24 protein-coding genes and 1 other annotated feature are annotated in these 23,715 nt (G+C 51.4%); of the genes, 12 read left to right on the plus strand and 12 right to left on the minus strand.

All coding sequences use genetic code 11. The features are described 5' to 3' along the window. Positions 1–436: 436 nt before the first annotated feature. The 3 genes from clpB to rluD form a co-directional block, all read right to left on the minus strand. Positions 437–3,010, minus strand: coding sequence for an ATP-dependent chaperone ClpB (clpB, locus tag J4645_RS09745; protein WP_001235092.1), 2,574 nt, complete (start codon positions 3,008–3,010; stop codon positions 437–439). Positions 3,011–3,139: 129 nt separating this feature from the next. After that, entirely contained in the window at positions 3,140–3,871 is a 732-nt protein-coding gene (gene yfiH, locus J4645_RS09750; protein ID WP_023214810.1) for a purine nucleoside phosphorylase YfiH, read from the minus strand. Then, positions 3,868–4,848 carry a 23S rRNA pseudouridine(1911/1915/1917) synthase RluD gene (gene rluD / locus J4645_RS09755; protein WP_000079130.1) on the minus strand — a complete coding sequence of 327 codons (981 nt, stop codon included), beginning with the start codon at positions 4,846–4,848 and terminating at the stop codon, positions 3,868–3,870. Before rluD ends, yfiH begins: the two co-directional genes overlap by 4 nt. Positions 4,849–4,979: 131 nt before the next feature. Here rluD and bamD point away from each other — a divergent pair, with 131 nt between their 5' ends. The 4 genes from bamD (at position 4,980) to pheA (ending at position 7,738) form a co-directional block, all read left to right on the plus strand. Further along, the gene (gene bamD / locus J4645_RS09760) at positions 4,980–5,717 is read left to right on the plus strand and encodes an outer membrane protein assembly factor BamD (RefSeq protein WP_000197660.1); all 738 of its coding nucleotides are present in this window, start codon (positions 4,980–4,982) and stop codon (positions 5,715–5,717) included. Positions 5,718–5,988: 271 nt separating this feature from the next. Beyond that, the gene (gene raiA, locus J4645_RS09765; protein WP_000178449.1) at positions 5,989–6,327 is read left to right on the plus strand and encodes a ribosome-associated translation inhibitor RaiA; all 339 of its coding nucleotides are present in this window, start codon (positions 5,989–5,991) and stop codon (positions 6,325–6,327) included. Between the two features lie 102 nt (positions 6,328–6,429). Beyond that, positions 6,430–6,555: a sequence feature (Phe leader region), on the plus strand. Then, positions 6,431–6,478 (plus strand): pheA operon leader peptide PheL, encoded by a 48-nt coding sequence (gene pheL, locus J4645_RS09770; RefSeq protein ID WP_010989056.1) that lies wholly within the window; start codon positions 6,431–6,433, stop codon positions 6,476–6,478. (Overlaps the previous feature by 48 nt.) Positions 6,556–6,577: 22 nt before the next feature. Beyond that, the gene (pheA, locus tag J4645_RS09775) at positions 6,578–7,738 is read left to right on the plus strand and encodes a bifunctional chorismate mutase/prephenate dehydratase (RefSeq protein WP_000200080.1); all 1,161 of its coding nucleotides are present in this window, start codon (positions 6,578–6,580) and stop codon (positions 7,736–7,738) included. Here the strand turns inward: pheA and J4645_RS09780 are convergent. The 3 genes from J4645_RS09780 to aroF are packed head-to-tail and all read right to left on the minus strand — an operon-like array spanning position 7,699 to position 10,866. Next, entirely contained in the window at positions 7,699–8,607 is a 909-nt protein-coding gene (locus tag J4645_RS09780) for an SMP-30/gluconolactonase/LRE family protein (protein ID WP_000210991.1), read from the minus strand. The genes pheA and J4645_RS09780 overlap by 40 nt on opposite strands. 57 nt (positions 8,608–8,664) lie before the next feature. After that, complete coding sequence (tyrA, locus tag J4645_RS09785; protein WP_000225191.1) at positions 8,665–9,786, minus strand: bifunctional chorismate mutase/prephenate dehydrogenase; 1,122 nt, start codon at positions 9,784–9,786, stop codon at positions 8,665–8,667. Positions 9,787–9,795: 9 nt separating this feature from the next. Then, positions 9,796–10,866 carry a 3-deoxy-7-phosphoheptulonate synthase AroF gene (gene aroF / locus J4645_RS09790; protein ID WP_001168062.1) on the minus strand — a complete coding sequence of 357 codons (1,071 nt, stop codon included), beginning with the start codon at positions 10,864–10,866 and terminating at the stop codon, positions 9,796–9,798. A 439-nt stretch (positions 10,867–11,305) separates the two neighbouring features. On the opposite strand from aroF, the gene J4645_RS09795 reads away from it, so the two are divergent. After that, positions 11,306–11,824 (plus strand): YfiR family protein, encoded by a 519-nt coding sequence (locus J4645_RS09795; protein ID WP_001212375.1) that lies wholly within the window; start codon positions 11,306–11,308, stop codon positions 11,822–11,824. After that, a complete protein-coding gene (dgcN, locus tag J4645_RS09800) occupies positions 11,817–13,037 on the plus strand; it encodes a diguanylate cyclase DgcN (protein ID WP_023214809.1) in 1,221 nt (406 codons plus the stop codon). The genes J4645_RS09795 and dgcN overlap by 8 nt, the downstream gene beginning before the upstream one ends. Positions 13,038–13,193: 156 nt before the next feature. Here dgcN and rplS read toward each other — a convergent pair whose 3' ends face one another. The 5 genes from rplS to ffh form a co-directional block, all read right to left on the minus strand. Further along, positions 13,194–13,541 carry a 50S ribosomal protein L19 gene (gene rplS, locus J4645_RS09805; RefSeq protein WP_000065257.1) on the minus strand — a complete coding sequence of 116 codons (348 nt, stop codon included), beginning with the start codon at positions 13,539–13,541 and terminating at the stop codon, positions 13,194–13,196. Between the two features lie 40 nt (positions 13,542–13,581). Beyond that, positions 13,582–14,349 (minus strand): tRNA (guanosine(37)-N1)-methyltransferase TrmD, encoded by a 768-nt coding sequence (trmD, locus tag J4645_RS09810; protein WP_000469807.1) that lies wholly within the window; start codon positions 14,347–14,349, stop codon positions 13,582–13,584. Positions 14,350–14,393: 44 nt separating this feature from the next. After that, positions 14,394–14,942: a ribosome maturation factor RimM gene (gene rimM / locus J4645_RS09815; protein WP_000043266.1), complete on the minus strand. Its 549-nt coding sequence runs from the start codon at positions 14,940–14,942 to the stop codon at positions 14,394–14,396. An 18-nt stretch (positions 14,943–14,960) separates the two neighbouring features. Further along, positions 14,961–15,209 (minus strand): 30S ribosomal protein S16, encoded by a 249-nt coding sequence (rpsP, locus tag J4645_RS09820; protein ID WP_000256453.1) that lies wholly within the window; start codon positions 15,207–15,209, stop codon positions 14,961–14,963. Positions 15,210–15,461: 252 nt separating this feature from the next. Continuing rightward, a complete protein-coding gene (gene ffh, locus J4645_RS09825; RefSeq protein WP_000460052.1) occupies positions 15,462–16,823 on the minus strand; it encodes a signal recognition particle protein in 1,362 nt (453 codons plus the stop codon). A gap of 165 nt (positions 16,824–16,988) precedes the next feature. On the opposite strand from ffh, the gene J4645_RS09830 reads away from it, so the two are divergent. The 3 genes from J4645_RS09830 (at position 16,989) to J4645_RS09840 (ending at position 19,821) form a co-directional block, all read left to right on the plus strand. Then, a complete protein-coding gene (locus J4645_RS09830; protein WP_001537507.1) occupies positions 16,989–17,780 on the plus strand; it encodes an inner membrane protein YpjD in 792 nt (263 codons plus the stop codon). Positions 17,781–17,799: 19 nt separating this feature from the next. Beyond that, positions 17,800–19,086, plus strand: coding sequence for an HlyC/CorC family transporter (locus tag J4645_RS09835; protein ID WP_127908301.1), 1,287 nt, complete (start codon positions 17,800–17,802; stop codon positions 19,084–19,086). 129 nt (positions 19,087–19,215) lie between these two features. Then, positions 19,216–19,821 carry a hypothetical protein gene (locus J4645_RS09840; protein ID WP_023214808.1) on the plus strand — a complete coding sequence of 202 codons (606 nt, stop codon included), beginning with the start codon at positions 19,216–19,218 and terminating at the stop codon, positions 19,819–19,821. 34 nt (positions 19,822–19,855) lie between these two features. On the opposite strand, the gene grpE is transcribed toward J4645_RS09840, so the two are convergent. Then, complete coding sequence (grpE, locus tag J4645_RS09845; RefSeq protein WP_001518875.1) at positions 19,856–20,446, minus strand: nucleotide exchange factor GrpE; 591 nt, start codon at positions 20,444–20,446, stop codon at positions 19,856–19,858. Between the two features lie 122 nt (positions 20,447–20,568). On the opposite strand from grpE, the gene nadK reads away from it, so the two are divergent. From nadK to bamE, 3 genes are all read left to right on the plus strand, one after another. Continuing rightward, positions 20,569–21,447: an NAD(+) kinase gene (gene nadK / locus J4645_RS09850; RefSeq protein ID WP_001059155.1), complete on the plus strand. Its 879-nt coding sequence runs from the start codon at positions 20,569–20,571 to the stop codon at positions 21,445–21,447. Between the two features lie 85 nt (positions 21,448–21,532). After that, positions 21,533–23,194: a DNA repair protein RecN gene (gene recN / locus J4645_RS09855; protein ID WP_000880965.1), complete on the plus strand. Its 1,662-nt coding sequence runs from the start codon at positions 21,533–21,535 to the stop codon at positions 23,192–23,194. A 148-nt stretch (positions 23,195–23,342) separates the two neighbouring features. Further along, positions 23,343–23,681, plus strand: coding sequence for an outer membrane protein assembly factor BamE (bamE, locus tag J4645_RS09860; RefSeq protein ID WP_001203445.1), 339 nt, complete (start codon positions 23,343–23,345; stop codon positions 23,679–23,681). Positions 23,682–23,715 lie beyond the last annotated feature (34 nt).

Here is a 23,715-nt window from a genome sequence, read left to right on the forward strand (position 1 = left end):
AATTAAACTTCGTAATGAATTACGTGTTCACTCTTGAGACTTGGTATTCATTTTTCGTCCGAGGACGTCAAGAATCCGTATCTTCGAGTGCCCACACAGATTGTCTGATAAATTGTTAAAGAGCAGGCGCGACGCGGCTTTCAGCTCACCGTCGCGAGGTGGCGTATATTACGCTTTCCTCTTTTTGAGTCAAGCGTTTATTTTCGCTTTCCTCACAGACTTCTTAACGAAGCCTTTCTGACCCGGCGGCCTGTATGCCGTTGTTCCGTGTCAGTGGTGGCGCATTATAGGGAGTTATTAGAGCCTGACAAGACCTAAATGCAAAAAAAAGCTCAACCGTTCACTTTTCAAACAACATTTGAACCAAAAGCCTATTTTCGCCTGGTTTTTAAACAAAAACGAGCCCGTCAGGGCCCGTTTTATTCAAATTTGTGACTTACTGCACTGCCACAATACGATCATCATTGGCTTCAAGGCGAATCACTTTGCCAGGAACCAGTTCACCAGACAGGATTTGCTGCGCCAGTGGGTTTTCGATCTGCTGTTGAATAGCACGTTTTAACGGACGCGCCCCGTAGACCGGATCGTAACCGTTGGCGCTCAACAGTTTCAGCGCCTCGTCGGAGATATGGATTTCATAACCACGTTCTTCCAGACGTTTGTACAGACGCTGCAGCTGGATCTGAGCAATAGAAGCGATGTGTTGTTCACCTAACGGATGGAATACCACAACTTCATCAATACGGTTGATAAATTCCGGACGGAAGTTTTGGCTAACCACACCCAGCACCATCTCTTTCATTCGACCGTAATCCAGTTCGCCAAAGCGCTCCTGAATGAGATCGGAACCGAGGTTAGAAGTCATAATGACCACCGTATTACGGAAGTCGACCGTTCTCCCCTGCCCGTCAGTCAGTCGACCGTCGTCCAGCACCTGCAACAGAATGTTGAATACATCCGGATGCGCTTTTTCCACTTCATCCAACAAGATGACGGAATAAGGGCGACGGCGCACCGCTTCCGTCAAATAACCGCCTTCTTCATAACCGACATATCCTGGAGGCGCCCCGACCAAACGAGACACGGAGTGTTTCTCCATAAACTCAGACATGTCGATACGCACCATCGCGTCGTCGCTGTCGAACATAAAGTTAGCCAGCGCTTTACACAGTTCGGTTTTACCGACCCCCGTCGGCCCCAGGAACAGGAAGGAACCAATCGGACGATTCGGATCGGACAGCCCCGCGCGGCTACGACGTATGGCGTTCGATACTGCTTCAACGGCTTCATTCTGCCCGATCACACGGCTGTGTAACTCTTGTTCCATACGCAACAGTTTTTCACGTTCGCCTTCCAGCATTCTGGCAACCGGAATACCGGTCCAGCGCGCCAGCACTTCGGCAATTTCCGCATCCGTTACTTTGTTACGTAACAGACGCATGGTTTTACCTTCCGACTGGGTCGCGGCTTCCAACTGTTTTTCCAGCTCCGGAATTTTGCCGTACTGCAATTCAGACATTCGCGCCAGGTCGCCAACGCGACGCGCCTGCTCGATGGCAATCTTCGCCTGCTCCAGCTCCGCTTTAATAGTTTGCGTACCAGAGAGCGACGCTTTTTCCGCTTTCCACTCTTCTTCTAACTCAGAATACTGGCGCTCTTTGTCGTCCAGTTCTTCGTTGAGCATATCGAGACGTTTTTTACTCGCCTCGTCAGACTCTTTCATCAACGCCTGCTGTTCCAGTTTGAGCTGAATAATGCGGCGGTCGAGTCTGTCCAGCTCCTCCGGCTTAGAGTCAATCTGCATACGAATGCTGGATGCCGCTTCATCGATGAGGTCGATAGCTTTATCCGGCAACTGACGGTCGGCGATATAGCGGTGAGACAATGTTGCCGCCGCCACAATCGCCGGGTCAGTGATCTGCACATGGTGGTGCAGCTCGTAACGTTCTTTCAGGCCACGCAGAATAGCGATGGTGTCTTCCACTGAGGGTTCTGCGACAAACACTTTTTGAAAACGACGTTCCAGCGCCGCGTCTTTTTCAATGTACTGACGGTATTCATCCAGCGTGGTGGCGCCCACACAGTGCAGTTCACCACGCGCCAGCGCCGGTTTCAGCATATTCCCGGCGTCCATTGCGCCATCGGCCTTACCTGCGCCAACCATGGTGTGCAGCTCATCGATAAACAGGATGACGTTGCCTTCCTGTTTTGCGAGGTCGTTCAGCACGCCTTTCAGACGCTCTTCAAATTCGCCGCGATATTTCGCCCCGGCCACCAGCGCGCCCATATCCAGCGCCAGTACGCGGCGACCTTTTAAGCCTTCAGGGACTTCACCATTAATAATGCGCTGCGCCAGCCCTTCAACAATTGCCGTTTTACCGACCCCTGGCTCACCGATTAACACTGGGTTGTTTTTAGTACGACGTTGCAGCACCTGAATGGTGCGGCGAATTTCTTCATCACGACCGATAACCGGATCGAGCTTGCCCTGTTCGGCGCGCTCGGTCAGATCGACGGTATATTTTTTCAAGGCCTGACGTTGGTCTTCAGCCCCTTGATCGTTCACGCTTTCACCTCCGCGCATCTGTTCAATTGCCTGAGTGATATTGGCCGTGGTCGCACCGGCTGATTTCAGCAGATCGGTTAACGTGCCGCGAGACTCAAGCGCCGCCAGAACAAACAGCTCTGACGAAATAAAATTGTCCCCCCGTTTTTGCGCCAGCTTGTCGCAAAGGTTCAGTACGCGTACCAGTTCCGAAGAAGGCTGTACGTCGCCGCCGGTGCCTTCCACCTGCGGTAAACGGCTCAGCGCCTGATCGATAGCGGTGCGCAACTGGCCAGCATTAATGCCGGCGGAGGTTAATAAAGGACGTATCGATCCCCCTTCCTGGTTCAGCAAGGCGCTCATTAAATGAAGAGGTTCGATGAATTGGTTGTCGTGCCCCAGCGCGAGCGACTGGGCATCGGCAAGAGCAAGCTGGAATTTGTTAGTAAGACGATCCAGACGCATAACTCCTCCCATAACAGGTCAAAATTGCTACTGGAGATTAAATGAGGTCATCCCTCAATTATTCAAGGTGAATGACCTGAATTATGTGAAAAGAAAGTTACCCGTACCGGATCGTCTTGATTCTTTAGGTTATATCAGCCAAATAAAACTTGCCATACGACCTGTCGTCTTGTCGCGACGATAAGAGAAGAAAGCCTCACTTTCGCTAAAGGTGCAGCGATCCCCGCCATAGACATGTTCAACGCCGGTATTCGCCAGACGTTGGCGTGCAAGCTGATAAATATCCGCCAGAAATTTTTCCCCATGCGGCAAAAATGCGCTATCGGCTTGCGCATCTTTTGCTAAAAATGCGTCACGCACTTCCGGCCCCACTTCAAACGCGGTCGGGCCGATCGCCGGACCTAACCAGGCGATGATATTTTCTGGTTTGTCAGCAAAGCAGGTGACAGTTTCCTCCAGTACGCCTTCACATAATCCGCGCCAGCCCGCATGAGCCGCCGCCACTTCTGTTCCCTCACGGTTACAGAATAGCACAGGCAGGCAGTCTGCCGTCATTACCGCGCAGACGGTTCCTGGCGTATTGCTGTAAGACGCATCCGCACGTTTGGAGGCATAAGGTTCCCCGGTAAGCCTCAACACATTTTTACCGTGAACCTGTTCAAGCCAGACAGGTTTCGAAGGCAGATTGCCCGCCGCAAACAGACGCTTGCGGTTCTCTTCAACATGCTCCGGGTTATCGCCGCAATGCGCGCCCAGATTCAGCGAGTCGTAAGGCGGTAAACTCACCCCGCCAATACGGGTAGAACTACAGGCTGCGACGCCTTTCGGCAGCGGCCACTGCGGGACAATCAGTGCATTCATAACCAGTCCACATCATCTTTATGATCTTCGAAATCGGCGCGCATCGCATCGATAAGGTCCACCATATCTTGTGGAATCGGCGCGTGCCACTCCATTTCGATACCCGATACAGGATGGTAGAGACGCAGCATCGTTGCATGAAGCGCCTGGCGGTCAAACTTACGCAGCGTGGAAATAAACTCTTCCGATGCGCCTTTCGGTGGACGTGGACGACCACCGTAGACCTGATCGCCCACTAACGGATGCGTAATATGCGCCATATGCACGCGGATCTGGTGCGTACGCCCGGTCTCCAGACGCAACCTAAGACGCGTGTGCACACGGAAATGTTCCATAATGCGGTAGTGGGTCACCGCCGGTTTGCCCATAGGATGCACCGACATATGGGTACGTTTGGTCGGGTGACGACTGATGGGTTCATTCACCGTTCCTCCCGCCGTCATATGTCCGATCGCGACCGCTTCATATTCGCGGGTGATCTCGCGCAGCTGCAAAGACTCCACCAGGCGCGTTTGCGCCGGAACGGTTTTGGCCACCACCATCAGCCCCGTCGTGTCCTTATCCAGACGATGCACAATGCCCGCGCGCGGAACATCCGCAATCGGCGGATAATAATGTAGCAACGCGTTCAGTACCGTACCGTCCGGGTTACCCGCGCCAGGATGTACCACCAGATCGCGTGGTTTGTTGATAACCAGAATATCGTCATCTTCATAAACAATATCTAACGGGATATCCTGCGCTTCAAAACGAATCTCTTCGTCGATCTCCGCATCAATAGCCACCCGCTCGCCGCCTAACACTTTTTCTTTTGGCTTATCGCAAAGTTGACCATTGACCAACACGCGCTGATTCAAAATCCATTCTTTTATACGCGAACGTGAATAATCCGGGAACATTTCGGCCAAAGCCTGATCTAAGCGTTGACCGAGTTGGTTTTCGGAGACCGTTGCGGTGAGTTGTACTCGTTGTGCCATATACAGCTTCTTCGTTTAACGTTGGGTTTTACGGCTTTGCCGTTTAATATAGTGTGCTATTGTAGCTGGTCTTAACCGGGAGCAGGAACAGAGAATCTCCCGTAAAACATTTTGAGGAAAGTCAAAACGTCATGACGCGCATGAAATATCTGGTGGCAGCAGCCACGTTGAGCCTGTTTCTGGCGGGTTGCTCGGGTTCAAAGGAAGAGGTGCCCGATAATCCGCCGAATGAAATCTACGCGACTGCTCAGCAAAAGCTGCAGGACGGTAACTGGAAACAGGCAATAACGCAATTGGAAGCGTTAGATAATCGTTATCCATTCGGACCGTATTCTCAGCAGGTGCAGTTGGATCTTATCTACGCCTATTACAAAAACGCCGATTTGCCGCTAGCGCAGGCCGCCATCGATCGTTTTATGCGTCTTAATCCAACGCACCCTAATATTGACTATGTCATGTACATGCGCGGCCTGACGAACATGGCGCTGGATGATAGCGCGCTGCAAGGTTTCTTTGGCGTCGATCGCAGCGATCGCGATCCGCAACATGCTCGGGCGGCGTTCAATGACTTTTCGAAACTGGTACGCAGCTATCCTAATAGCCAGTACACCACCGATGCCACTAAGCGTCTGGTATTCCTGAAAGACCGTCTGGCGAAATATGAATATTCCGTCGCAGAGTACTATACCGCGCGCGGCGCATGGGTTGCGGTCGTAAACCGGGTAGAAGGTATGCTACGCAATTATCCTGATACGCAGGCCACGCGCGATGCGTTGCCGCTGATGGAAAACGCCTATCGTCAGATGCAGCTGAATGCGCAGGCTGACAAAGTCGCGAAAATTATTGCCGCTAACAGCAAAAACACCTGAAGCAATACCAACAAGCAAAACGGCAGCCTTCCGGCTGCCGTTTTTTTATTCGGTATCTGATGCAACAGAAATGATTTCACTGCAACGCATCCAGTCAAATATGGCCTGCTTTCAGCCATTCCTCAAGTAAAAGATCGCTTCTTCCTGCGATGCCTCACAAAAAGTTCGCCTTGACAAAAAGTGACAAAATAATGTGATTTACATCACACATTTTGACATTAAGAACGGTATGCTGGAATCACCAAGACGGGAAAGACAAGAGGTAAAATTTATGACAATGAACATTACCAGTAAACAAATGGAAATTACTCCGGCAATCCGCCAACATGTCGCAGACCGTCTCGCCAAACTGGAAAAATGGCAAACTCACCTGATTAATCCTCATATCATTCTGTCTAAAGAGCCACAGGGCTTTATTGCTGACGCCACCATTAATACACCGAACGGACATCTGGTCGCCAGCGCAAAACACGAAGATATGTATACCGCTATTAATGAATTGATCAACAAGCTGGAACGGCAGCTCAATAAAGTGCAGCACAAAGGCGAAGCCCGTCGTGCCACCGCATCGGTGAAAGATGCCAGCTTCGTCGAAGCAGAAGAAGAGTAGTCCCTTACATTGAGTGTATCGCCAACGCGCCTTCGGGCGCGTTTTTTGTTGACAGGATTAAAACAGTACGAGTACTGTACTTACGTACACAAAGGAAACAGTTATGAAGCTAACCCGGTTTTTCTTCGCATTCTTTTTTATCTTCCCCTGACCGGGAGGCGTTTCGTCATGTGATAAAGAATGCGAAGACGAACAAGAAGGCCTCCCCCACCGGGAGGCCTTTTTTATTGATAACAAAAAAGGCAACACTATGACATCGGAAAACCCATTACTGGCGCTGCGAGATAAAATCAGCGCCTTAGACGAAGAGTTACTGGCCTTACTGGCAAAACGACGCGCGCTGGCGATTGAAGTGGGACAAGCAAAACTACTGTCGCATCGTCCGGTTCGGGATATCGATCGTGAACGCGCGCTGCTGGACAGGCTCATCCATCTCGGTAAAGCCCACCATCTCGACGCACACTACATTACCCGTCTGTTCCAGCTTATCATTGAAGACTCCGTGCTTACTCAGCAGGCGCTGCTGCAACAACATCTGAATAATACTCACCCTCATTCGGCACGTATTGCGTTTCTTGGGCCGAAAGGCTCCTATTCTCATCTCGCGGCGCGCCAGTATGCCGCACGTCATTTTGAGCAATTTATTGAGAGCGGTTGCGCAAAATTCACCGATATTTTTCATCAGGTCGAAACCGGCCAGGCCGATTACGCCGTGGTTCCGATAGAGAACACCAGCTCCGGCGCTATCAACGATGTGTACGACTTATTGCAACACACCAGTCTGTCAATTGTCGGTGAGATGACCGTCACTATCGATCACTGCGTGCTGGTTTCCGGCGCTACGGATCTGAATACCATCGAAACGGTGTACAGCCATCCGCAGCCGTTCCAGCAGTGCAGTAAATTTTTGAGCCGCTATCCGCACTGGAAAATCGACTATACCGAGAGTACGTCGGCCGCGATGGAAAAAGTCGCGCAGGCGAACTCTCCGCGCGTCGCGGCGCTCGGCAGCGAGGCAGGCGGCATGTTGCACGGTTTACAGGTGCTGGAACGCATCGCCGCAAACCAGACGCAGAATATCACCCGCTTTCTGGTACTGGCGCGCAAAGCCATCAACGTTTCCGATCAGGTTCCGGCAAAAACCACTCTGTTAATCGCCACCGGGCAGCAGGCTGGCGCGCTGGTCGAAGCGCTGCTGGTGCTGCGTAACCACAATCTCATCATGACGAAACTGGAGTCGCGCCCCATTCACGGCAATCCGTGGGAAGAGATGTTTTATCTCGATATTCAGGCGAACCTGGAGTCGCAGGTAATGCAAAGCGCGCTAAAAGAGCTGGGCGAGATCACGCGCTCAATGAAAGTGCTTGGCTGCTATCCCAGCGAAAACGTCGTGCCGGTAGAACCTGCCTGACGTTCAATAAAACGGCTTTTCTTCATCCCTGCGACGGCTACCTGCAGGGTGAAGATGGCGCCGGAGAGCGGATAATCCGCCACTTCCTGAGCAGACATATTTTCTCTGGTAGTTGTAATAAACAGCGTTTTCATATCTGCGCCGCCAAAGCAAACCATCGTCGGACAACGTACCGGCAACCGGTACTCTTCCAGCTGCTCTCCTTGCGGTGAGAAACGCGCCACGCGCCAGCCGTCAAACATCGCGCTCCAGTAGCACCCTTCACTATCCATCGCCGCGCCGTCGGGAAGTCCTTCTCCTTCGCCAAAATGGCGAAAAAGTTCACGCTTGCCCGGTTCGCCATGCTTATCAAGTAACGTGCGGTATATCACGCCATTCGGCGTATCGGAGGTATACATCCACTGGTTATCCGGGCTGAACGCCAGGCCGTTGTGTCCCTGGATATCGCACTGGATCACTTTTGCCGTCAGGTCATGATCGATCCGCATCAGCAACGCGCCATTATAGTCACCTGGCGCCCAGAACGTTCCGGCATAAAAACGTCCATCGCCATCAGTGCCGCCATCGTTGAAACGCGCCAGTTTCGTATTAGAGGGATTGTCGCAAACCTTACGCTGCAATAATCCATTTTTATCGGCCAGCCAGATAGCATGACGCATGGCCACAATAAATCCGCCCTGCTCACGCAAGGCAAAACAGCCCACCTCTTCCGGAAACGCCAGCACGCTATGCGTCCCGCTCGCCGGATGGTAACGATGGATCTCCTGTTCCAGGATATCGGTCCAATACAGCGCGCTTTCATCCTCGCTCCATGTGGGGCATTCTGGTAGATGTCCGACATAATCAAATAAAACGTGCGGCGTAGTCATAACGGTTCCTTAAACGAAAAAAGCCAGCAAAGCTGGCTTTTAGTATAGATGTCATCATTATGGTCGGCTGTCATTCGCCTGACGCAATAACACACGGCTTTCATTCTGGAAGCGTCTGGCATAATCGCCAAACCAGTGTTCAACTTTGCGAAAACTGTCGATAAAAGCCTGCTTATCACCCTGTTCCAGTAACCCGATCGCATCGCCAAAACGTTTATAGTAACGCTTGATAAGCGCCAGATTGCGCTCCGACGACATAATAATGTCCGCATACAGCTGCGGGTCCTGGGCGAACAGACGCCCGACCATCGCCAGCTCCAGTCGATAAATCGGCGATGATAGCGCCAGAAGCTGCTCAAGCTGGACGTTCTCTTCCGCCAGATGCAGCCCATAAGCGAAGGTAGCAAAGTGGCGCAGCGCCTGGATAAAAGCCATGTTCTGATCGTGCTCGACAGCGCTAATTCGGTGCAACCGCGCGCCCCACACCTGGATTTGCTCAAGGAACCACTGATACGCTTCCGGTTGACGCCCATCACACCAGACCACCACCTGCTTCGCCAGACTCCCGCTGTCCGGACCAAACATCGGATGCAAGCCCAACACGGGGCCATCATGGGCCGCCAACATTGCCTGCAACGGACCGCTTTTCACCGATGCCAGATCGACCAGAATACAGTCGGACGGCAAGGGCGGCAGTTGCGCTATGACCTGTTCAGTAACATGAATCGGCACGCTGACGATCACCATTCCGGCATCGGCAACAATGTCCCTGGCGCGCGGCCAGTCCTGCTGTTCCAGAATACGGACCTGATAGCCCGACAGCGTGAGCATTTTTTCAAACAGACGCCCCATCTGTCCGCCGCCGCCCACAATGACGACCGGACGCAGAGAAGGACAAAGCGTTTTGAACCCCTTATCATTTTCGCTGGAGTAAGATTCACGCATTACCCGGCGCAGGACATCTTCAATGAGATCGGGCGGGACACCGATCGCTTCCGCTTCCGCCCGTCGTGAAGCCAGCATAGAGGCCTCACGCTCCGGCACGTAAATAGGCAGGCCAAAACGGCTTTTCACCTCGCCGACTTTGGCAACCAGTTCCAGGCGCTTAGCCAGTAAATTCAACAACGCTTTATCGACATCATCTATTTGATCGCGTAATGCGGTCAATTCAGCAACCATAACAACCTCTTATGCGACGCGCACCGCCAGCTGGCCGCTCAAATCTTTATGAATTTCACGTAACAGGGCATCGGTCATCTCCCAGCTAATACAAGCGTCGGTGACGGAAACGCCATACTTCATTTCGCTGCGCGGCTGTTCGGAAGACTGATTCCCCTCATGAATATTACTTTCAATCATTAAGCCAATGATTGAACGATTGCCATCTTTAATCTGCGCAACCACAGATTCGGCAACGGCTGGCTGGCGGCGATAATCTTTATTGGAGTTACCATGACTGCAATCTACCATCAGCGAAGGACGTAGTCCCGCCTGTTCCATCTCTTTTTCACACTGAGCGACATCTGCCGGGCTATAGTTTGGCGCTTTGCCGCCACGCAGAATCACATGGCCATGCGGATTTCCCTGGGTTTGCAATAACGCAACCTGACCGGCCTGGTTAATGCCAACAAAACGATGAGGTTGCGCAGCGGCGCGCATGGCGTTAATCGCTGTCGCCAGGCTGCCATCCGTGCCGTTTTTAAAGCCGACCGGCATAGAAAGACCAGACGCCATTTCGCGGTGGGTTTGCGATTCGGTTGTGCGCGCGCCTATCGCCGACCAGCTAAACAGATCGCCCAGGTATTGCGGGCTGTTCGGATCCAACGCTTCGGTCGCTAATGGCAACCCCATATTCACCAGTTCCACCAGTAGCTGACGCGCTATTTTCAACCCGGCTTCCACATCAAATGAGCCATCCATGTGAGGATCGTTAATCAGCCCTTTCCAGCCGACGGTAGTCCGCGGCTTTTCAAAATAGACGCGCATTACCAGATAGAGGCTATCGCTGACCTCTGCGGCAAGGGCTTTAAATCGACGGGCATATTCCAGAGCGGTTTCAGGATCGTGAATAGAACAAGGACCGCATACCACCAACAGACGCGGATCGCGCCCGGCAATAATGTCAGAAATGATTCCCCGGGACTGCGCTATCTGCGCTTCCTGCGCCAGGCTCAACGGAAAGGCCGCTTTAAGCTGCTCCGGTGTCATTAATACCTGTTCATCGGTGATACGTACGTTATTCAGCGCGTCTTTTTGCATGATGGCGATCCTGTCTTTTCTTGTTTGCGATAGTTGATCCTCCACGAGGATGTTTAAACCATACCACAAAAAGTAAATATTTCAATCCATATTACGTAAAATAAACTTTACACCACACGCAATCGTCGATTAAACCCCTTCATTTCGTATCAAAAACTTTACACAACAAGTGAATTATTTTATTCCCAGCCTCAGAAAAACGGTAAAATGAGCGATGCTCGCTATTTTTTGATTATTTTTTCTCCGCACACATATTTTTACTTTCTGATATAGGGTGATTAATACCATTATCACAAGAATTTAATATCAGGGACGCCACTTAAATTATTCATATTATCAATAAGACATAATGACGATATGGCAAAATAATGTTATTTTGCTACAAACAATCACGGATGTATTTTAATGCTTTACGACTGAAGATGGTGGGGACTTGTTAATGCGTTTTTCTCACCGATTTATCCTTCTGTTATCGCTATTATTAGCAAGCTTGCCTCTGTATGCTCAACGCGTCACGGAAGAAGAGAAATCCGTACGCGCCATCGTCTCCGGTATCGTCAGTTATACACACTGGCCGGCGTTATCCGGGCCGCCAAGGCTATGCATATTTTCATCTGCGCGTTTTGTCAGGGTACTTAGCGAAGAGGCTGACTGGGCTTTCCCTTATCAACCGCTTGTCATCCGTACCACACAAGAAGCCCTGAGCGCCCACTGTGATGGTTTTTACTTTGGCAATGAATCGCCAGCTTATCAGGTGGAGTTAACGCGTCATTATCCAGTTAATGCCTTGTTATTAATTGCCGAGCAAAATACCGAATGTATTATTGGCAGCGCATTTTGTCTGATCATTAACAATGATGAAGTCAAATTTTCCGTCAACCTGGACTCCCTCGCGCATAGCGGCGTGAGAGTGAATCCAGAAGTATTAATGCTTGCACGGAATCAAAAGCATGAATAAGGAATTTTCTCTGTCCAGACCAACATTTAAACGCACACTACGGCGGATTAGTATAATCAGCGTGCTGCTTACGATGACATTGATCTGGCTATTAATTTGCGTTGCGTCTGTCCTTACGCTCAAACAGTATGCGCAAAAGAATCTCGATTTGACCGCCGCCACAATGGCCCATAGCCTTGAAGCGGCACTGGTATTTTCCGATAACACGGCCGCAGCGGAAACGCTCGCCACACTGGGACGCCAGGGACAATTTTCAGCGGCGGAGGTCCGCGATAAAAATGGCCGTATTATCGCCTCATGGCGCTATGATGCGCGAGCCGCAGACGATAAGCTCATTGGCTTAATTAGCCACTGGCTTTTTCCATTGCCGGTATCGCAACCCGTCTGGCACAACGGCAGGGCCATCGGCGAAGTACGGCTTGTCGCCCGCGACAGCCTTATTGGTCATTTTATCTGGCTATCGCTGGCAGTGCTGACAGGATGTATTCTGCTGGCATCCGGCATTGCCCTGCTGCTCACGCGTTATTTACACAATGGCGTTGTGGATGCGCTGCAAAATATTACTGAAGTTGTACACGACGTTCGCACTAACCGAAATTTTTCACGCCGGGTACCTGATGAGCGTATTGCGGAATTTCACCTGTTTGCGCAGGATTTCAATAGCCTTCTGGATGAGATGGAAGAATGGCAGCTACGGCTTCAGGCTAAAAATGCCCAGTTACTACGTACCGCGCTGCACGATCCGCTGACGGGGCTTGCCAATCGCGCAGCATTTCGCAGCTGTATTAACGCGCTGATGAAGGACAATTCCGCTCGTAGCAGTTCGGCATTGTTATTTCTGGATGGCGATAACTTTAAATATATTAATGATACCTGGGGACATGCGGCAGGCGACCGGGTACTTATAGAGGTTGCCAAAAGATTAGCGGAATTCGGTGGTAGCCGTTATCAGACTTACCGACTCGGCGGCGATGAATTTGCGATGGTGCTTTACGATGTACATTCGGAATATGAAGTACAACGTATTTGCGCAGCGCTATCCCAGGCGTTTAATCGACCTTTTGAACTGCATAACGGCCAGCGGATAACGATGACCCTGAGTATTGGCTTTGCGCTGACATGGGAACATGCCACTGCCGAAAAACTACAAGAACTGGCCGATCGAAATATGTATCAGGCTAAACACCGGCGTGCGGAACGCTCGCTAAACTAAGGAACGGGCCTGGCCGTTTCTGACTCAGCGTTGAGACCACAGACCCGGCCTAATCATGCAACCGTCTATGGCGTGGAGCAACCCATAAAAAAAGGGGCCAGCGTAATGCCAGCCCCTTCTTTTCTACAAGCTTTCGGATGTTGCGAAAGCGCGTTCTTAGTTAAGACGCTCTTTGATACGAGCCGCTTTACCAGTACGCTCACGCAGGTAGTACAGTTTAGCTTTACGAACAGCACCACGACGTTTAACAGCAATGCTGTCAACTACCGGAGAGTGAGTCTGGAAGACACGCTCAACGCCTTCGCCGTTGGAAATTTTACGAACAGTGAATGCAGAGTGCAGACCGCGGTTACGAATAGCGATAACCACGCCCTCGAATGCCTGCAGACGTTTCTTGGTACCTTCAACAACCCATACTTTCACTTCCACGGTATCGCCCGGACGGAAGGAAGGTACGTTCTGCTTCATCTGCTCTTGTTCAAGTTGCTTAATAATGTTGCTCATAATTTAATCTCTTATCCTGGGTAAACTGATATTCGGGGGCCTATGCCATCCCATCATGTTTATGCTGCTGTTGTGCGTGTTCTGTTTTGAACTCCGCCAGCAACCTTGCTTGCTCTTCAGTCAGAGCCAGGTTTTCCAGAAGTTCAGGTCTTCTAAGCCAGGTTCGGCCCAGCGACTGTTTCAAGCGCCAGCGACGTATCTCGGCATGGTTTCCCGACAGCAATACTGGCGGTACTTCCATCCCCTCTAACACTTCAGGGCGCGTATAGTGCGGACAATCCAGCAACCCATCAGCAAACGAATCTTCGATTGCTGATGCTTCATGCCCCAGAACTCCCGGTATAAACCGGGCGACGGAGTCAATCAGCGTCATTGCCGGTAGTTCGCCACCGCTGAGAACGTAATCGCCAATTGACCATTCTTCGTCAATTTCGGTCTGAATTACGCGCTCATCTACGCCTTCGTAGCGACCACACACCAGAATAAGTTTCTGATTCGTGGCCAGCTCGCTAACGCCCGCTTGATCAAGCTTGCGTCCCTGAGGCGACAGATAAATCACTTTAGCGCCTTCACCTGCCGCGGCTTTTGCTGCGTGAATGGCGTCCCGCAAGGGTTGCACCATCATTAACATCCCTGGTCCGCCGCCGTAAGGACGGTCGTCCACGGTACGGTGCCGGTCATGCGTGAAGTCGCGAGGACTCCAGCTTTGGATGTTCAGCAGGCCTTTTTTTACTGCCCGGCCAGTTACCCCGTAATCGGTAATTGCGCGGAACATTTCAGGAAACAGGCTAACTATGCCAATAAACACAAGCCAATCCCCATAACGCCATTTATTACCGTTTATTCGGTGGTTTAAAAACCAGGATCCCAGTCTACTTCGATAGTACGAGTAGCGAGATCGACTTTCTTGATAACCTGCCCATCGAGGAACGGTACTAGTCGTTCCTTGATACCAAATGCATCTTTCAGGTTCGCCTTAATGACGAGAACGTCATTCGACCCGGTTTCCATCATGTCGATAACTTTACCGAGATCGTAGCCTTCAGCGGTGACTACCTGGCAACCCATCAGGTCTTTCCAGTAGTAGTCTCCCTCCTCAAGCGCAGGAAGTTGCGAGGAATCCACGACAATTTCGCAATTGGTCAGAAGATTCGCGGCATCTCGATCGTCAACGCCTTTCAGCTTGATGATCAGATCCTGATTGTGGTGCTTCCAGCTTTCCAGCTGTACCTGCTGCCACTGACCCGCCTTCTGGATAAACCAAGGCTGATAGTCAAAAATGCTTTCGGCGTCTTCAGTGGAGGAAAACACTCTGAGCCAACCACGGATACCGTATGAAGAACCCATTTTCCCCAGTACAACCGGTTCAGCGGGTACTTGTGCGGCGAGTTGCTTGCTCATCATGACCACCGTGACAGATTAAGCTGCTTTTTTTACTTCTTTGATCAGCGCCGCAACGCGATCGGAAATGGTTGCGCCCTGGCCAACCCAGTGAGCGATGCGATCCAGATCCAGGCGGGTGCCTTCTTCTTTTTCGCTAGCGATTGGGTTGAAGAAACCAACGCGCTCAATGAAGCGACCGTTGCGTGCATTACGGCTGTCGGTGACAACAACCTGGTAGAACGGACGCTTTTTAGCGCCGTGACGAGCTAAACGAATAGTTACCATAACATCCTCTTGTGTGAATAAAACAACCGGGCCCCATCGAGGAACGGAGCCCGGCGTCATATTAAAAGCCCGAAAATTTTACTGATTTCTGGGAAAATTGCAATCAACAGTTAATAACTCTGCTGTAGAAGGCCGTCGGCGGCGCAGCGAGTTCGGTGCCGGCGTGCGCGCAGCCACCGCAGCGTACACGCAGTACGTGAGGATGGCTAGCACACCCCGGTGCCGAAATAGCAAGTGAGCCAGGCCGGGAAATTAGCGGCCAGGGAAGCCTGGCGGCATCATCCCCTTCATACTCCGCATCATCTTCGCCATCCCGCCCTTCTTCATCTTCTTCATCATGCGCTGCATGTCGTCGAACTGTTTCAGAAGGCGGTTAACGTCCTGCACCTGCATCCCACAGCCTTGTGCGATACGGCGTTTACGGGAACCTTTGATGATTTCCGGCTTCGCGCGCTCTTTCAGCGTCATCGAATTGATGATCGCTTCCATACGCACCAGCACTTTGTCATCCATCTGCGATTTAACGTTGTCCGGAATCTGCCCCATGCCCGGTAATTTGCCCATCAGACTGGCCATACCGCCCATGTTTTTCATCTGTTTGAGCTGTTCCAGGAAGTCGTTCAGGTCGAAACCGTCGCCTTTCTTCAGTTTGGTCGCCAGCTTTTCAGCCTGCGCGCGGTCAACTTTGCTTTCGATGTCTTCGATAAGAGACAGTACGTCGCCCATGCCGAGAATACGCGAGGCGATACGATCTGGATGGAACGGCTCCAGCGCGTCGGTTTTCTCGCCGACACCGAGGAATTTAATCGGCTTGCCGGTGATATGACGAATAGAGAGCGCCGCACCGCCACGCGCATCACCATCGACCTTGGTCAGCACCACGCCGGTTAACGGCAGCGCTTCGTTAAAGGCTTTTGCGGTATTCGCCGCATCCTGACCGGTCATCGCATCGACGACAAACAGCGTTTCTACTGGCTTGATAGAAGCGTGGACCTGTTTGATTTCGTCCATCATCGCTTCGTCAACGTGCAGACGACCGGCGGTATCCACCAGCAGCACGTCGTAGAATTTGAGCTTCGCTTCCTTCAGCGCGGCGTTGACGATATCAACCGGTTTCTGGCCGACATCAGACGGGAAGAAATCCACGCCAACCTGCTCAGCCAGCGTTTCGAGCTGTTTGATCGCCGCCGGGCGATAGACGTCGGCAGAGACGACCAGCACTTTCTTCTTGTGCTTCTCGCGCAAGAATTTACCCAACTTACCGACGCTGGTGGTTTTACCCGCCCCCTGCAGACCCGCCATCAATACTACGGCTGGCGGCTGCGCAGCTAAATTCAGCGTCTGGTTCTCTTCGCCCATCGCCGCAACCAGTTCGCTACGGACAATCTTGACGAACTCCTGCCCTGGGGTCAGGCTCTTGTTAACTTCATGACCAACCGCTTTCTCTTTTACGCGATTGATGAACTCACGCACTACCGGCAGCGCAACGTCAGCCTCCAGCAGCGCCATGCGCACTTCGCGCAGCGTCTCTTTAACGTTGTCTTCAGTAAGGCGCCCACGGCCACTGATATTGCGCAGCGTGCGCGACAAACGATCGGTTAAATTATCAAACATTGTCTCTCGCCTGGGGTGGAAACGGTTGGTCGCCGCAGCGACACAGTTACAGAATTTCGCCACAGTATACCATGAAGCCGTCTTTGTTGTTATGCAACGGTTGGAGCTGCGGTCACGTAACGCTATACTGCTTCTCTTTCTCACTGGTCAACTGTCGACACAACTATGCCCGTTTTTGCTTTACTTGCCCTTGTCGCCTACTCCTTCAGCCTCGCGCTGATCGTTCCCGGACTGTTGCAAAAAAACAGCGGCTGGCGGCGTATGGCTATTCTTTCTGCGGTCATCGCGCTGGTGTGCCATGCTGTCGCGCTGGAATCGCGTATTCTGCCCGGCGGCGACAGTGGACAAAACCTGAGCCTGCTGAATGTCGGTTCGCTGGTCAGCCTGATGATCTGCACGGTGATGACCATTGTCGCGTCGCGTAATCGCGGCTGGCTACTTCTGCCCATTGTCTATGCTTTTGCGCTGATTAACCTGGCCTTCGCCACGTTCATGCCTAATGAATATATTACGCATCTGGAAGCGACCCCAGGCATGATGGTGCACATCGGTCTGTCGCTTTTCTCTTACGCGACGCTGATAATCGCCGCTCTGTATGCGCTACAGCTGGCGTGGATCGACTATCAGTTGAAGAACAAAAAGCTGGCGTTTAGTAATGAAATGCCGCCATTGATGAGTATTGAGCGCAAAATGTTTCATATCACGCAGATTGGCGTCGTACTGCTGACCCTTACTCTGTGTACCGGCCTGTTTTACATGCATAACCTGTTCAGTACTGAAAATATTGATAAAGCCGTGCTCTCTATCGTGGCATGGTTTGTTTATATCGTTCTGCTGTGGGGGCATTACCATGAAGGCTGGCGGGGTCGGCGGGTCGTGTGGTTTAACGTCGCAGGCGCGGGTATTCTGACGCTGGCCTATTTTGGTAGCCGCATATTACAGCAATTTGTAAGCTAAGCTTTTAAAGGAGTTTCCCCTGGAACACATCTCCACCACCACGCTGATTATCATATTAATCATCATGGTGGTCATCTCGGCCTATTTTTCCGGTTCCGAAACTGGAATGATGACGCTAAACCGTTACCGTTTACGCCATATGGCGAAGCAAGGTAATCGCTCGGCAAAACGGGTAGAAAAATTACTGCGTAAACCCGACCGACTGATAAGCCTGGTGCTGATCGGCAATAACCTGGTCAACATTCTTGCCTCGGCGCTCGGCACGATTGTGGGTATGCGGCTTTACGGCGACGCCGGCGTGGCTATCGCCACCGGGGTACTGACGTTTGTCGTGTTAGTTTTTGCCGAAGTCCTGCCCAAAACTATCGCCGCGCTCTATCCGGAAAAAGTGGCCTATCCCAGCAGCTTCCTGCTGGCGCCGTTACAGATACTGATGATGCCGCTGGTGTGGTTACTTAACACCATCACCCGCCTGCTGATGCGTCTGATGGGAATTAAAACGGACATCGTGGTCAGCGGGTCGTTAAGCAAAGAGGAATTACGCACTATCGTGCATGAATCCCGTTCGCAAATCTCTCGCCGCAATCAGGATATGCTGCTGTCGGTTCTCGACCTGGAAAAAGTCAGCGTGGATGACATCATGGTGCCGCGTAATGAAATTATCGGGATCGATATCAATGACGACTGGAAATCTATCGAGCGGCAGCTTACCCACTCCCCGCACGGACGCATAGTGCTCTATCGCGATTCGCTGGATGACGCCATCAGTATGCTGCGCGTGCGCGAAGCCTGGCGGTTAATGGCCGAGAAAAAAGAGTTCACCAAAGAGATGATGCTGCGCGCCGCCGATGAAATCTATTACGTCCCGGAAGGTACGCCGCTCAGTACGCAACTGATCAAATTTCAGCGCAATAAAAAGAAAGTCGGACTGGTCGTCAACGAATATGGCGATATCCAGGGGCTGGTCACCGTGGAAGATATTCTCGAAGAGATCGTTGGCGACTTCACCACATCGATGTCGCCGACACTGGCGGAAGAGGTCACGCCGCAAAACGACGGTTCGGTCATTATTGACGGTACCGCCAACGTCCGGGAAATCAATAAAGCGTTTAACTGGCACCTGCCGGAAGATGACGCGCGCACCGTCAACGGGGTGATTCTGGAGGCGCTGGAGGAAATTCCGGTTGCTGGCACGCGCGTGCGCATTGAGCAGTACGATATCGATATTCTCGATGTACAGGAAAATATGATTAAGCAGGTAAAGGTTGTACCGGTAAAACCGCTGCGCGAGAGTATTCTTGAATAACCCTCCTCCTTTCTTAAAACGGCAGCCAATGGTTTGCCGTTTTCCTTGTTAATTAAGATTTTATTCATTCATCTCCTCTCCGGAATAGTGACACAATAAAAACTTATTAATGGAAAGGAAAACCATACTATGTACGATGATTACGTTGTTGAATGGGATCTGGCGTTTGCTGAATATTTAAAAAAGCTGGCCAGCATTTTCTTAAAGGAAACGCCAGATTTATGGCCCAATATCGTCTCCCGCCTCGCCAGCGATCCTGCCAGTTTTGAAGACGACGAGGACGATGACTACGGGATGGTGGAAGTGCTTGATTGCAGTGGCGGTGATTTAGACAATCGTGCGTTGTTACAGGCATTCATGCAGGTTCTACGTACTGAAGGCGTTATTGAAGAAATCGATTACAAGGGGGAGGGTGAAGAAGGTCTGCTCGCCACTTTTGCGGCCAATCGTTATTATGACCTGACAAAAGATTTTGCCAGTACAGATGAACTAAAAACGCGACTACTGGCACTCACCAGATATGATGAAATAGGCAAAGTCTGCAAAAAAGGCGACCGTTACGTCGATGAGATATTTGAGCGCATTCAAAGCCAGCTCAACGAACGTGGCTTTCAGATAGCCAGTCTCAATGAAGGCACTGATGCCTATAATATATTTGTTTTACCTATGGATGAGTACGAACAAATAGCTGACTTCGACACTCCATGGCTCGAAGTACAGGATTTTTTAAGCTAAAAAAATGGCCGACTTTACATCGGCCATCAGACTTTTACTTCGCCTTCGCTACAGTCACCATCGCCGCGCGAATGGTACGACCGTTCAGCGTATAGCCTTTCTGCATAATACCCAGCACATTGCCTGCCGGAACCTCTTCCGACTCCACCATCGCAATCGCCTGATGCACGTTCGGGTCCAGCGGCACGTTGGTCTCAGCAATCACTTCCACGCCGAACTTACGCACCACATCCAGCATAGACTTCAGCGTCAGCTCAATCCCTTCGACCATTGCCGCCATATCCGGATTGGCTTTGTCTGCGACTTCCAGCGCGCGATCCAGGCTATCGATTACCGGCAGCAATTCGTTGACGAACTTCTCGAGAGCGAATTTATGCGCTTTTTCGATGTCCTGTTCAGTACGACGGCGCAGGTTTTCCATTTCCGCTTTGATGCGCAACACGGTGTCGCGTTCGCGAGTCTGGGCTTCTGCAAGCTGAACTTCCAGATTCGCAATTTTTTCATCGCGCGGATCCACCTGCTCAGCAGAATCGTTTGGTTCAACTGCCTCAACCTCTTCGTGCTGATCCATGATAATTTCTTCCGGGGCTTGCCCCTCAGGCGTTTTCTGTTCTTTACTACTCATGAATTTCTCCGCGTTTTTTTCGCATTCATCTCGCTAACTTCGCTTATTATGGGGATCAGATTCAGGGTTTCAAGGGAAGTACTCACATTGTCATCAATCTTCGCTACAAGGACCTCAGAAAAATGAATAATCATTTCAAGTGTATCGGCATTGTGGGGCATCCGCGTCATCCCACCGCACTCACGACACATGAAATGCTCTACCGTTGGCTATGCGATCAGGGTTATGAGGTCATTGTGGAGCAACAAATCGCCCACGAATTACAGCTAAAAAATGTGCCAACCGGCACGCTGGCGGAAATTGGTCAACAGGCGGATCTGGCGGTAGTCGTGGGCGGCGACGGCAATATGCTTGGCGCAGCGCGTACGCTGGCGCGTTATGACATCAATGTGATTGGCATTAACCGCGGTAATCTTGGCTTCCTGACCGATCTCGATCCGGACAACGCCCTGCAACAATTATCTGATGTGCTGGAAGGGCGCTATATCTCCGAAAAACGTTTTCTGCTGGAAGCGCAGGTCTGCCAACAGGACCGCCAGAAGCGTATCAGCACAGCCATTAATGAAGTGGTGCTGCATCCGGGAAAAGTGGCGCATATGATCGAATTCGAGGTTTATATTGATGAAACCTTCGCTTTTTCACAGCGATCTGATGGTCTGATCATTTCTACGCCGACAGGCTCCACCGCCTATTCGCTCTCCGCAGGCGGCCCTATTCTGACCCCTTCACTGGATGCCATCACCCTGGTGCCGATGTTCCCGCATACCTTGTCGGCGCGCCCGTTAGTCATTAACAGCAGTAGCACGATTCGTCTGCGTTTTTCGCATCGCCGTAGCGATCTGGAAATTAGCTGCGACAGCCAGATAGCGCTGCCTATTCAGGAAGGAGAAGATGTGCTGATTCGCCGCTGCGACTACCACCTCAACCTGATACATCCCAAAGACTATAGCTATTTCAATACATTAAGCACAAAACTCGGTTGGTCAAAAAAATTATTCTAATTTTACGTTAGCCTCTTTACTGTATAAAAAACCAGTTTATACTGTATTTAATTACAGTCATGGTTTTTCATACAGGAAAACAGCTATGTTGGCGCAACTGACCATCAGCAATTTTGCTATCGTTCGTGAGCTTGAGATCGATTTTCAGAGCGGAATGACCGTCATTACTGGTGAAACCGGCGCGGGTAAATCTATTGCGATTGATGCCCTGGGTCTGTGTCTGGGCGGTCGCGCTGAGGCCGATATGGTTCGTACCGGAGCGACCCGCGCCGATTTGTGTGCCCGCTTTGCGCTGAAAGACACGCCTGCGGCATTGCGCTGGCTGGAAGAAAACCAGCTTGAAGAAGGTCGCGAATGCTTACTTCGCCGCGTTATCAGCAGCGATGGCCGCTCACGGGGCTTTATTAACGGCACCGCTGTGCCCCTGTCTCAATTGCGCGAGCTCGGTCAGTTGCTGATTCAAATTCATGGTCAACATGCGCACCAGCAGCTTACCAAACCCGAACAGCAAAAATCGCTGCTGGATAGTTATGCCAACGAAGCCGCTTTAGCGCAGCAGATGGCTGCCCGCTACCAATTATGGCATCAAAGCTGCCGCGATCTCGCCCATCACCAGCAACAAAGCCAGGAACGCGCCGCGCGCGCGGAACTGCTGCAATATCAGTTAAAAGAGTTGAACGACTTTAACCCGCAGGCCGGCGAATTCGAGCAAATTGACGAAGAGTACAAACGGCTGGCCAACAGCGGACAGTTGCTTACGACCAGCCAGAACGCTCTGGCGCTACTCGCGGACGGCGAAGACGTTAACCTGCAAAGCCAGTTATATAGCGCAAAACAACTGGTTAGCGAGCTGGTGGGTATGGACAGCAAGCTTTCCGGCATCCTGGATATGCTGGAAGAAGCCACTATTCAACTCACCGAAGCCAGCGATGAATTACGCCATTATTGCGAGCGTCTGGATTTAGACCCCAATCGCCTGTTTGAACTTGAACAGCGCATCGCTAAACAAATTTCGCTGGCGCGAAAACATCACGTCAGCCCGGAAGCGCTGCCGCAGCTTTATCAGTCACTGCTCGAAGAACAGCAGCAGCTCGACGATCAGGCCGATTCGCTGGAAACGCTGACGCTGGCGGTTAATAAGCATCACCAGCAAGCGCTGGAAACGGCGCAAGCGCTGCATCAACAGCGTCAGTTTTACGCTCAGGAGCTGGGGCAGTTGATCACTGAAAGTATGCATTTACTTTCAATGCCGCACGGTCTGTTTACTATCGACGTGAAATTTGATGAGCATCATCTGAGCAACGACGGCGCCGATCGCGTGGAGTTTAAAGTGACGACAAACCCAGGTCAGCCGCTGCAACCTATCGCTAAAGTCGCGTCTGGCGGTGAACTGTCGCGCATTGCGTTGGCTATTCAGGTAATTACCGCGCGCAAAATGGAAACGCCGGCGCTAATTTTTGACGAGGTCGATGTTGGCATCAGCGGCCCAACTGCCGCCGTGGTCGGTAAACTCCTGCGTCAGCTTGGCGAATCCACTCAGGTGATGTGCGTCACTCACCTGCCACAGGTAGCCGGGTGCGGTCACCAGCACTTCTTTGTCAGTAAAGAAACCGACGGGGCAATGACCGAAACCCATATGCAACCTTTGGATAAACGTGCGCGTTTACAGGAACTGGCCCGCCTGTTGGGAGGAAGTGAAGTTACGCGTAATACGCTGGCAAACGCAAAAGAACTGCTGGCGGCGTAAACTTTTTTATCTCCCGAAGGTCTGAGTTCACAACAAAAACGCCGTAAGACCCGACAGCAAAAGGTTTTAAAGTGATGAAAGGTCTATTATCATCGGCATATTAATATGAGCCACGTACTGCTCAGGCCCGAAAAGGAACCCAATCACTATGCGCTGTAAAACGCTGACTGCTGCCGCAGCAGTACTCCTGATGTTGACCGCAGGCTGTTCCACTCTGGAGCGAGTGGTTTACCGACCTGACATCAATCAGGGGAACTATCTTACACCTACGGATGTCGCCAAAGTGCGTGTTGGTATGACGCAACAACAGGTTGCGTATGCTTTAGGCACGCCGATGATGACCGATCCTTTTGGTACGAACACCTGGTTTTATGTCTTCCGCCAGCAGCCAGGACATGAGAACGTGACGCAGCAGACTCTGACGCTCACCTTTAACAGCAGCGGCGTGTTAACCAATATTGATAACAAACCGGCGTTGACGAAGTAATTTTGTGATACCGCCTGATGAGGTTACGTTCATC

It is taken from the genome of Salmonella sp. 32082101201600294FB01SM01 (assembly GCF_017572865.1).
Lineage (GTDB): Bacteria > Pseudomonadota > Gammaproteobacteria > Enterobacterales > Enterobacteriaceae > Salmonella > Salmonella enterica.

What these genes read in the sequence shown, in the direction of transcription:
- clpB (WP_001235092.1), bottom strand. Translation starts at nt 3,010, where the DNA reads ATGCGTCTGGATCGTCTTACTAACAAATTCCAGCTTGCTCTTGCCGAT.
- nadK (WP_001059155.1), top strand. Translation starts at nt 20,569, where the DNA reads ATGAATAATCATTTCAAGTGTATCGGCATTGTGGGGCATCCGCGTCAT.
- aroF (WP_001168062.1), bottom strand. Translation starts at nt 10,866, where the DNA reads ATGCAAAAAGACGCGCTGAATAACGTACGTATCACCGATGAACAGGTA.
- grpE (WP_001518875.1), bottom strand. Translation starts at nt 20,446, where the DNA reads ATGAGTAGTAAAGAACAGAAAACGCCTGAGGGGCAAGCCCCGGAAGAA.
- ffh (WP_000460052.1), bottom strand. Translation starts at nt 16,823, where the DNA reads ATGTTTGATAATTTAACCGATCGTTTGTCGCGCACGCTGCGCAATATC.
- dgcN (WP_023214809.1), top strand. Translation starts at nt 11,817, where the DNA reads ATGAATAAGGAATTTTCTCTGTCCAGACCAACATTTAAACGCACACTA.
- J4645_RS09795 (WP_001212375.1), top strand. Translation starts at nt 11,306, where the DNA reads ATGCGTTTTTCTCACCGATTTATCCTTCTGTTATCGCTATTATTAGCA.
- bamD (WP_000197660.1), top strand. Translation starts at nt 4,980, where the DNA reads ATGACGCGCATGAAATATCTGGTGGCAGCAGCCACGTTGAGCCTGTTT.
- recN (WP_000880965.1), top strand. Translation starts at nt 21,533, where the DNA reads ATGTTGGCGCAACTGACCATCAGCAATTTTGCTATCGTTCGTGAGCTT.
- pheA (WP_000200080.1), top strand. Translation starts at nt 6,578, where the DNA reads ATGACATCGGAAAACCCATTACTGGCGCTGCGAGATAAAATCAGCGCC.
- yfiH (WP_023214810.1), bottom strand. Translation starts at nt 3,871, where the DNA reads ATGAATGCACTGATTGTCCCGCAGTGGCCGCTGCCGAAAGGCGTCGCA.
- bamE (WP_001203445.1), top strand. Translation starts at nt 23,343, where the DNA reads ATGCGCTGTAAAACGCTGACTGCTGCCGCAGCAGTACTCCTGATGTTG.
- rluD (WP_000079130.1), bottom strand. Translation starts at nt 4,848, where the DNA reads ATGGCACAACGAGTACAACTCACCGCAACGGTCTCCGAAAACCAACTC.
- J4645_RS09780 (WP_000210991.1), bottom strand. Translation starts at nt 8,607, where the DNA reads ATGACTACGCCGCACGTTTTATTTGATTATGTCGGACATCTACCAGAA.
- tyrA (WP_000225191.1), bottom strand. Translation starts at nt 9,786, where the DNA reads ATGGTTGCTGAATTGACCGCATTACGCGATCAAATAGATGATGTCGAT.
- rplS (WP_000065257.1), bottom strand. Translation starts at nt 13,541, where the DNA reads ATGAGCAACATTATTAAGCAACTTGAACAAGAGCAGATGAAGCAGAAC.
- J4645_RS09840 (WP_023214808.1), top strand. Translation starts at nt 19,216, where the DNA reads ATGTACGATGATTACGTTGTTGAATGGGATCTGGCGTTTGCTGAATAT.
- rpsP (WP_000256453.1), bottom strand. Translation starts at nt 15,209, where the DNA reads ATGGTAACTATTCGTTTAGCTCGTCACGGCGCTAAAAAGCGTCCGTTC.
- rimM (WP_000043266.1), bottom strand. Translation starts at nt 14,942, where the DNA reads ATGAGCAAGCAACTCGCCGCACAAGTACCCGCTGAACCGGTTGTACTG.
- J4645_RS09830 (WP_001537507.1), top strand. Translation starts at nt 16,989, where the DNA reads ATGCCCGTTTTTGCTTTACTTGCCCTTGTCGCCTACTCCTTCAGCCTC.
- raiA (WP_000178449.1), top strand. Translation starts at nt 5,989, where the DNA reads ATGACAATGAACATTACCAGTAAACAAATGGAAATTACTCCGGCAATC.